General features: G+C 40.1%; 7 protein-coding genes. 5 read left to right on the forward strand and 2 right to left on the reverse strand.

Annotated features, from left to right (window positions below; all coding sequences use genetic code 11):
• Positions 1-428 precede the first annotated feature (428 nt).
• From IEW67_RS16910 to IEW67_RS16920, 4 genes are all read left to right on the forward strand, one after another.
• A complete protein-coding gene (locus tag IEW67_RS16910) occupies positions 429-1,478 on the forward strand; it encodes a TRAP transporter substrate-binding protein (protein WP_188634254.1) in 1,050 nt (349 codons plus the stop codon).
• Between the two features lie 97 nt (positions 1,479-1,575).
• On the forward strand, positions 1,576-3,471 hold the full coding sequence (locus IEW67_RS16915; RefSeq protein ID WP_188634255.1) for a TRAP transporter large permease: 1,896 nt from the start codon (positions 1,576-1,578) through the stop codon (positions 3,469-3,471).
• Positions 3,472-4,115: 644 nt separating this feature from the next.
• The gene (locus IEW67_RS18370) at positions 4,116-4,238 is read left to right on the forward strand and encodes a hypothetical protein (protein ID WP_268238693.1); all 123 of its coding nucleotides are present in this window, start codon (positions 4,116-4,118) and stop codon (positions 4,236-4,238) included.
• Between the two features lie 83 nt (positions 4,239-4,321).
• Positions 4,322-4,600: a hypothetical protein gene (locus IEW67_RS16920; RefSeq protein WP_188634256.1), complete on the forward strand. Its 279-nt coding sequence runs from the start codon at positions 4,322-4,324 to the stop codon at positions 4,598-4,600.
• A 1,180-nt stretch (positions 4,601-5,780) separates the two neighbouring features.
• On the opposite strand, the gene IEW67_RS16925 is transcribed toward IEW67_RS16920, so the two are convergent.
• Together IEW67_RS16925 and hemQ are read right to left on the reverse strand one after the other, a co-directional pair.
• A complete protein-coding gene (locus IEW67_RS16925; RefSeq protein ID WP_188634257.1) occupies positions 5,781-6,860 on the reverse strand; it encodes a hypothetical protein in 1,080 nt (359 codons plus the stop codon).
• 594 nt (positions 6,861-7,454) lie between these two features.
• A complete protein-coding gene (gene hemQ / locus IEW67_RS16930) occupies positions 7,455-8,198 on the reverse strand; it encodes a hydrogen peroxide-dependent heme synthase (RefSeq protein WP_308430750.1) in 744 nt (247 codons plus the stop codon).
• A 381-nt stretch (positions 8,199-8,579) separates the two neighbouring features.
• On the opposite strand from hemQ, the gene IEW67_RS16935 reads away from it, so the two are divergent.
• The gene (locus tag IEW67_RS16935) at positions 8,580-8,726 is read left to right on the forward strand and encodes a hypothetical protein (protein WP_188634258.1); all 147 of its coding nucleotides are present in this window, start codon (positions 8,580-8,582) and stop codon (positions 8,724-8,726) included.
• Positions 8,727-8,846: the final 120 nt, after the last annotated feature.

Here is an 8,846-nt window from a genome sequence, read left to right on the forward strand (position 1 = left end):
CCGTATTGAACATTTATGTCGACGGCACGCAGCTTGCACCGCCATTCCGTAAAGATGCGCTGAAGATGCCAACGCGTTTGCTTGAAAAATACAAACACTTGGATTATAGCGTTTGGGGCAAATAAGGATATTCAGGGCCCTCTGTCAGGTTTGTTGGTCAGAGGGCCTTTATATAAGACCATATCATCTCACAAAATGAAGTCCTTACACATTTAGGAAGTTTATAAAAGCATTCTATAAGCTTTTAATAGATTTTGGTCGCTCATTTGACTCAAGTAAAAATTCAGTTGGCTTTTATATTGGTGGTATCATCCAAGTATCTATGCTCTTCGTATTTGAATACAGAGACATGTTTAAAGGGTTTTTTAGGAAAATGTAAGCGTTATCAAAAGAAATAGTTGTTATTGATAGAAAGTGGGAGGTTAAGTATGAAGAAAATAACACCGATTTTAGTATTTTCACTGTTAATCTGTTTTATTATTTCGGCTGAAGCACGATTGTCACAGTTTGCCGGGGCAACAGACGCGGATGTTATTACATTTCGTGTTGGTCAATCAAAAGCTGCAAGTCATCCTGTTTCACTTGGTATAGATAAATTTGCCGAACTCGTAGAAGAAAAATCAAATGGCAAAATAATCATCGAGACATATCATGACGGGCTTATTGGAGATGACCGTGAAGTAATTGAAAGTACCCAGCGTGGCAGTATAGCTTTTGCCAGCTCATCCACACCAAACATGACTAGTTTTACCAATTATTTTACCGCTTGGGACTTACCCTACATTTTTGAGAATAAGGAAGAAGTATATAAAGCAATCGACGGAAAGCCGGGAGATATTGTTCGTGATGAAATGGAAAAGTCCGGTTTTAAAGTTATCTTCTTTCCTGATTATGGTTTTAGGCAGATTGTTAATAATCGACATCCTGTAAAAGAGCCATCCGATTTGGAAGGAATGAAGGTCCGTACTACAAATTCACGCATTGAACAGGCTGATTTTGAAGCGTTTGGTGCAAATCCTACTCCTATTGCTTGGTCAGAGGTGTTTACTGCACTGCAACAGGGGACAGTTGATGGCGAAGGGAATAGTTATTCACTGCTGTGGGATTCAAAACATCAAGAAGTCCTCTCCTACGCTACAGAAGTAAATTATAACTACAGTTCGGACATTGTTGTTATGAATAAAGAAAAATTTGAAGCATTAACCGATGAACAGCAAGATATCATAATGGAATCAGGACAAGAAGCAATGGAATGGCAACGAGAAGTGGCGAATAAGCGCGAAGCCGAGGCCAAGCAACAATTTATAGATTTTGGAATAGAAGTATATGAACCAACAGAAGAAGAAATGCTGCAGTGGAAACAGGCGTCCGAGGGAGTTTGGGACGAGTATGTCAGAGAAGGTTATGCAGAGCCGGAATATGTCGATATCATACTGGAGACCTTGGGTAAAACAAGGGAAGATATATTTTCAGAGTAAAGAATAAGGACCACGGAAGTTTCGGGAATTTAGGGAGCAGGGGAGTTATAAACTTTTTTAGAATAATCTAAGAAACTGAAGAGGGGGAGGTTAAGGTATGGAACAATTTGTAAAAGTGGATGAGGACAAACCAGAAACGCCACCTCAGAGTAGAAATAAATATCTCGACATTTTGGATCGGCGTTTTGAGGAAGTATTAATTGTATTTGGATTCGCTGTGTTTATCTTAATGATTAATGCACAAGTTACTAATCGATATGTCCTATCGTTTATTGAAATAGCAAATATCACCACCTGGACGGAAGAATTATCGCGTTACTTTTTTATATTTGCTTCCTTTCTAGGTGCAAGTTTAGCTATCCGAAAAGGGGATTCTATACGCGTCAATGTGTTGTTTGATAAGCTATCCGGTAAGTGGCAGCAGGCTATTGAAATAGCGAACACTGTCTTTATGCTCTATTTCAGCTACATCATGATACGATATGGGTTTGAGTTGATATCCTTTCAGCTTGATACTTCTCAGACAACACCAGCAATGGGGATTCCAATGGCAATTCCATATAGTACAGTTCCGATAGGATTTGTACTCATTGCGATTCGATTAATACAAAAATTTCTGGACAATAGCAAGCAATTAACAATGCAAGAAGGTCTTTTAGGGTTAGTATTGTCTATTGTAATGGTACTGCCAATTGCCTTTCTGAGTAACGCAGTAATACCTATCTTGTTGTTTGGTTATTTTATCTTGTTTATATTTATCGGAATGCCGATTGCTTTTTCATTAGGTATCAGTACATTAGCTACAGTGCTTGCAACAGATGCAATTCCCGTAGATTTTTTTCCTCAAACCGCTTTTACCAGCATTGATAGTTTTCCGATTATGGCTGTACCACTGTTTATCGCGGCAGGTGTTATAATGGGCGGAGGAGTTATTATTCAGAGATTATTAAATTTCTCAAATGAATTAATCGGCTTTTTACCCGGGGGGTTAGCGTTAGTCTCTATTATTACAAGTATGTTTTTTGCAGCGATAAGTGGATCGGGCCCAGCGACTGTTGCTGCAGTGGGAACGATTTTAATTCCCGCTATGATAAAGCAGGGTTACAATCCTGGATTTGCAACGGCCGTAGTCGCTACTGCCGGATCGATAGGGGTTATAATCCCACCTAGTAATCCCCTGGTTATTTATGGCGTTATGTCACAACAATCGATTTCGAAACTATTTGCGGCGGGTATAATTCCAGGGATTTTAACTGGAGCAACATTAATGATTGTCACTTATTTTATTTCAAAAAAGAACGGCTGGAAAGGGGACAAAACATCATTTAATGTAAAAATTACACTCAAAGCAGCATGGGATGCAAAGCTGGCATTACTTGTACCAGTGATTATTTTAGGTGGGATATACGGCGGATTGATGACACCTACAGAAGCAGCTGCAGTAGCAGTGGCATATGGTTTGATTGTTGGTTTACTCGTCTACAGAGATCTTAACTTTAAGTCTGTTTATAGATATCTGGCAAAGGCGGGTGTCACTTCATCGATAATTATACTGATAATCGTCATGGCAAGTATTTTTGGAAGACTGATAACTTTAGAACAAGTGGCAGAGACGGTTGCTAATTTCGTCCTCGGTGTCAGCGAAAATAAGATTGTGATTTTATTACTTTTAAACTTGTTTTTGTTGTTGGTCGGCCTAGTAATCGAGGCATTGGCTGCCATCGTTATCGTTACACCAATTTTACTACCAATGGCTACAGCCTTAGGAGTCGATCCAATTCATTTTGGTGTTATCATGATCTTCAACTTGTCTATCGGATTTATTACTCCACCAGTTGGTGTCAATCTCTTTGTAGCTGCCAGTACGGCAAAGCTTAAGATTGAAGAGGTTATAAAAGGGAACTACTTATTACTTGGAACAATGCTTGTAATGCTTGCGATGATTACATTCGTTCCTGAAATCAGCTTATGGGTGACCAGTTTTATGGATTGATAAAAAATGCCTCCCCGCTATTTAGTATGGAGGTAACAGATAGTTTAGTTTTACGTCAGGCATGGTAGTATAGACTGCGAGCCAACCCCCCCTTGATACTGGCGGATTGGCCGTGGGTCATACCCGCAGAGGTTCCGTGTCAAACTGACTATAATTCTTTCTTTCGGCTTTACTCCAAAAACCAAATAACGAGAAGCCATTTTCCAGGTTAGTTGGTAATATTTTATGCCCTTTTTGATTTGAATCCTTTAAATGGGTCAACAGCCCCTTTAAATAATTTAATAAGTATAATGCTAATAGTAGAAATATCCCGATGGAAGCAGCAATTGTACTTGGGTACATTAGTAACACTGCACTAATAAAAAAGAAAACCCTTTCAATATAATTAACACTGTTGACTAGATAGCCTTCTAGTCCACCGGTGAAAACTGCTGGCGTTACGTCTCTGGCGTTTGTTACTACATCAGCAATAATGAACACTCCAGAAGGTATAGAATTTCAAGGGGAAAACAGGCGGGATTAAGTAATGCTGGCCTTCATTCATTAAAACGGATGGAAATGAATATACTATCACTGATTACGGTCACACTTTATTTAAGGCTTCTTTCTATGGTGATGCGCAGGAAACAGAGGAGGTAGTCATTGTGGATAACGATAATGATTTACGTTTCGATGAAATGACTTCTGCTGAAAATATCTTTGAAGCTAAACCTCAAAAAAATTCGCTCTCCCCGATCAGCTTGAAAAAAACAAAATTTATCGCCTGATTATCATGTAACTTCTAATGAGTTAATAAATAATGACGATTCAATTAAGGTAAAACCTAAGAGAACTTGGGAGGTAAGGTATATTGGGTTTTCAATGGTATCAGCAAGTTGCAAATGATCTCCCTTTAACACAGGGAGATATTTTATTGGAATTCCCTGTTCCTATAATAGAGTCAAAGTGTGAGTATCCTTTCTTTAAGGCTACAGGAGCAGTTTTTGTGACACAAGCCTGTGATTTAGAGAATGGAAAAGCCGATACTGTTTCATTATGTGCTATTGTCAGTTTAAATGATATTGTGAAACAAATGATGATTAACGAGTTTGGTGATGATTTGAGTCAATTATCATCTCTTGGACAATAATGTTGAAGGTCGCAATGAAACTTCTATAAACATGGAGCATAAAGTAGTTATCTTGAAACAGTCATATCAATTACCTTTGAAAGCTGTAAACTCTCTTGTAAAGGAAAGTGGAGAACCCAGGTTAAGGCTACTACCTCCTTATAGGGAGCAATTATCTCAATCTTCTTATGCCAATGTATACTCTAGAATTGGCCTCCCCTTAGATATTGATACATCAAGAATTCAAATAGACCTATTATAGAACCAAGGTAAGTCACTAGGAGTCTTGGACAAAAGTGGTTTTATTAAGGAAAAATCCGAACTAGTTAGAGCGTATACACCGCTCCGGAAATATAATTTGCTTTCCGCAGACGGCTGGTGAACATCCTCGTGTTGACGCACTGCGGAGTCTCACCTATGCCTATCCTCCCGCAGGAGTCTACGTATATTTCCTCCGCTCAAGCGGAATATCGTTCGTCTTTAGCATTGTGCATCTTAGTTATGTCCAAGGCTCCTAGGAATTTTTTTGGCATGCTAATCCGTGACTAACAACCGCCGAAATGAATTTTGGTTTGGTTACAAAGGCCATCTGGCGTTCGGTGCATCGAGTCAATATAAAACCCAGTTTTGATCAGACATATTTCCGGTCACTTGGCAGCTGTTAATTCCTTAGCATTAGAGTATGCTGGATTGTATAATCGGGTATCTGATCCCCAACGAGGACATTACGGCAGAGATGAAAATGGCAATTAAATGGGGTTTTATATGAGCCGGCGGCAATGCAAATCGTTCTAAATCAGATTCCGAAACAATCAGATGAAGAAATGATTCAGCAATTAGGCAAAGCATCGGAAGAATAATGCACTGGTGGGACGTGGATAACACCGTGCCTTAGAATTTTTGATGTCAGTACAGGATGTATGTATTCCTCTTAGCAGGAGCGCACCTGATTCTACTCTGCAGCAAATTGTGCTGTTAGCATGGCTTTATCCGGAAAAGGGTTTGTGATGTCAGATTCCCTGCCGTTACATATAAGCTGTGTTAATTCTTTGTTTGGTATTTATGTTTTAATGACAAAAGCCAGAGGGATCACCCTCTGGTTTTTTCTTAACGTCAGAAAGTATAAAATGGTTGACCTTATGAGAAAAGCTTCGGCATTCGCTATAAAACGAGGCGAATGCCGAGTTTTTCTAAGCTTGTACTATTGATAGTTAACAATAGCAGGAGCGGGTTCTAACGCCAGCACTTGTTTTGGTGTCATCAGTGGTGTGTCGTTTTTGGTAAAAAGTTTAAACCCGCCGTATTGGATGGGTTGCTCGCGCACAAGACGTCCGTAAGCACTCTTTTTGATGGCAGCATCACCGAATCCATCGTAATTCAATGGGACTTCCACGTGATCGGTGGCATGGATTTTATCTTTATTTTGGATAATGCCATTGCCGAATTGGTGCACAAGGACCATCTTGTCAGACAGGTTGTTCTCTTGAACCATTTGGTCGACGTAATCGACAGCTTTTTGAATATTTGCTCCGTCAACTTGGCCCAAATCTTTTCCGGGTATTTGCCCTTCGCCGACACTGTATTCCGTATCAATAGCAAGATGGACATTGGGCTCTTTTAAATAGGGCTCTATTTTTTTGACGGCCTCCATTACGGAAGCACGGCCCAGCTGTATATCCAACAGTAACAAGGCTTCTTCCTCTTGTGCCAATTGGATGTATTCTCTGATTACATCATCATTTGGCGGTGTAATATATAAACCTTGTGGTCCAGGACTTCTCTGGGCAACCGTTGCAATCAATTCAATCGTTGGAATTGCCGGACGCTCAGGATCCAAATTAGAATATTCCTGTGTTTTCTCTTTCAGTTTTTTCATCATTTCATCCGGAGAATACCTGCCAAGAATCCCCATATTTTCCGAAAGCGGTGTGCCATAAAAGGCGACAAGCCGGTTGTCTTTTAACGGACCGTTTGTGTTATCTTCCTTTCCTTTTAACAGGACATCACCAAGCGGGACAGTTCTTTCTGGATCACCGCCCCCGGCTTCGTGGTGCGGTATTTCCTTTTTTTCTTGATCGCTATAGTGGTCGGATAATTTGCTTGCATCCTTATCGGGCTTCATTGCCGAATACCCATTTATCAAAAGAGGTTCTTTCGCTTGTACGGCCGTCTGCATTGTTGCCTGCTTTTCCTGTTCGCCTGATCCCGCCTTGTCATTGCATGCGCCGAGCAGTATGAGGCAGGCCAACAGGCAAAGGGTTATCACGTGTTTCTTTGACAAGTTGATCACATCCCTATGGCTTATATTGTCGAATGACAGTATTTTCCGTCTACCATACTATCAGAATTGTTTGGTGCCTGTCACCTCTCGGATTTGGATTGGATGGGTGCCTGTCACTTCCCGATTTTTGTCGAATCAAATATGTGAATGGTAACATAATTGTGTTAGTCAACTTGAGCGGGAACACCTCAAACTTGGGCGAGAACCAGCGGAACTTGAGCGAGACCAGCCTCAAACTCAAAGAGAAGAGGTAAAAAGAATAATAGCAAACGAAATTTATATGAACATACTGACAGTCATATCAGGGATGTTTATCTAACTTTAACATCGGAGAGACAACTGCAACGAATGGTAGCAAATGCAACATTGGAAACACTCGTATAGGCAACGGGAATTTGTTGCAACGTAATCTGTATATAACAAGGCTTATCGAATAAAAAATAAATGAGCCCGCCTTTTCTCTACTCAGCAGCCCACGTGGCGTGGCACGTCAGCTTCGAGAAAAACAAGCTCATGACTTATTCATCTGTTGACCCAGGTGAATGCAAAGTATTTTTTATTAATATACAGGACGCAGAGTTGCGTTTCCTCGATTCACATAAAATAGTCGTAAATATCTGCCGGTTCCAGCCGGTATCCGACCAAAAAACTGCCAAACACACCATACCGTGCACTGACTTCATCAAACCGTGTACCATAGATGAGCTTCTTAAATTGAAGTGGATCATCGCAGAATAATGACACGCCCCACTCATAATCATCCAGCCCTGTTGCGCCTGTTATTATTCGACGAACAGTTTCCGTATACGGTTTAGCTGTTTCAATATGTTCATACATCAACCTTTTGCGATCCTCTCGTGGCATTTGAAACCAGTTATAGATTTCGCCTCGTAATTTGCTCATCGGGTAGAAACAGATATAGGCGTCTTTCGGAATTAGCGGAAATAGTTTCTTACGCATCTCTGGATCGTCATAAGGGTTGTCATAGTCTACTGTGTAAGAACTTTTTTCTACAATTGATACAAACGAGTAGGCCGGTTTGGTGAACTGGCCAAGTAACGACCGGCTAAAAGCGCGTTCTTCCTGATTGAGTTCTTTCATGGTCGGACGCATAAACATAAACAGAATGTCGGCTTTTTGTCCTATGATCGAAAACATGGCATAGTCGCCGTAATTTGCGTCCGTTGTCTCTTGCCAGGAACCGAGTAATTCCTGAAATTGCTTGAGTGTTTTTTCTTTTATGTCACCGCTGGCATTTTCCCATTTCTCCCAATCAATTGTTCGGAAATCGTGAAGCACATACCAGCCCTCATGCGTTTTGACGGGTTCAACTATCATATATATATCCTCCAATAACTATTCTTTATAGTCATCATATCGTCTATACCGTGGTATGAAGTGTGATAAATATCACACCTTCACATGCAACATGCAATTTCTTTTGTTTGGTGCCTGTTTGTTTGGTGCCTGTCACTTCCCGGATTTTGTCGAAATATGGTTGTTGATTTGGATAGAACCGGCGTCTTTTTTAGATTCGATCTATTTAGGCGCACCACATTGCAATGAGATCCGCTTGAAAGGCTGTGATTGGACTAAATACCTATTTTGTAGAGAATTGAATTCGATTAAACATTGTTCCACTTATGTATTGTATACTCATAAGTAATAAGAATATTTTACCAAGCGATGAAGTGTGCATCGTAACAGGAGGCTTTATAAGTGAAATATTTTATAAGCATTCTCTTGATACTTTCCATTGTTACATTAGGAGGTTGTGGAATGGGGCAAGATCAAAGCAAAAAACCATCTGAAATGAATCCGGAAGATTTGCCTGATGTCAGGGCATTTAATGATGAATTTATGTAAATCAGTACTTTATTCCAGCCACCATTTTTCTGACTAATCCAGCCAAAAATCTGAAATAATATGCCAGTCTATTCACATTATCTCAGATTCATAAATAATTGATCACATTGTTTCGAAAAA

It is taken from the genome of Lentibacillus kapialis (assembly GCF_014646635.1).
Lineage (GTDB): Bacteria > Bacillota > Bacilli > Bacillales > Amphibacillaceae > Lentibacillus > Lentibacillus kapialis.

What these genes read in the sequence shown, in the direction of transcription:
- hemQ (WP_308430750.1), bottom strand. Translation starts at nt 8,198, where the DNA reads ATGATAGTTGAACCCGTCAAAACGCATGAGGGCTGGTATGTGCTTCAC.
- IEW67_RS16915 (WP_188634255.1), top strand. Translation starts at nt 1,576, where the DNA reads ATGGAACAATTTGTAAAAGTGGATGAGGACAAACCAGAAACGCCACCT.
- IEW67_RS16910 (WP_188634254.1), top strand. Translation starts at nt 429, where the DNA reads ATGAAGAAAATAACACCGATTTTAGTATTTTCACTGTTAATCTGTTTT.